The 510-nt window shown below is 67.6% G+C and carries 1 pseudogene; it reads right to left on the bottom strand.

Annotated features, from left to right (window positions below):
• Window positions 1–510, bottom strand: a pseudogene (locus J7346_RS14915) (hypothetical protein); the annotation flags it as partial.

Below are 510 nucleotides of genomic sequence, written 5' to 3'. Positions count from 1 at the left end.
GCAGGATCTGCGGGCCGGCGTCGGCCTCGAGGCCCGGCTTGACCGCGTCCTGCGCGGCGGTCGCGACCTGGACCGGCGGGTTGAAGCGCGCATCGTCGGCCGGGATGATCCCCGACAGGGCCTCGGCGGGCGAAGCCTGTCCCGGGAAGATGAACTGGGCCGCCGTCAGACTGGCCATCGTCACCCCGTGCAGGACGATGAAGTCGCCATTGCCCAGATTGATGGCCCCGTCGGCCCCGACCTGGCTGAAGTTGACCTTCAGCTGGTCGAAATTGGCAAAGCCGAAGGCCCTGAGGTCGATCCGGTCCTGACCGATCGTAAAGTCGCCGATCACATCGCCGCCGGTGCCCGCCTGGAAGACGAACACATCATTGCCCGCCTCACCGAACAGCACATCATTGCCGCCGCGGCCGTCCAGCACGTCATTGCCCGCCCCGCCCAGCAGATAGTTGCCCGAGCCACTGCCGACCATCAGATTGGCCAGGCCGTTGCCGACGCCGAAGGCCGTGG

The organism is Brevundimonas sp. A19_0 (assembly GCF_017744255.1).
Taxonomy (GTDB): domain Bacteria; phylum Pseudomonadota; class Alphaproteobacteria; order Caulobacterales; family Caulobacteraceae; genus Brevundimonas.
This window is presented reverse-complemented; position numbering and strand designations above follow the sequence as displayed.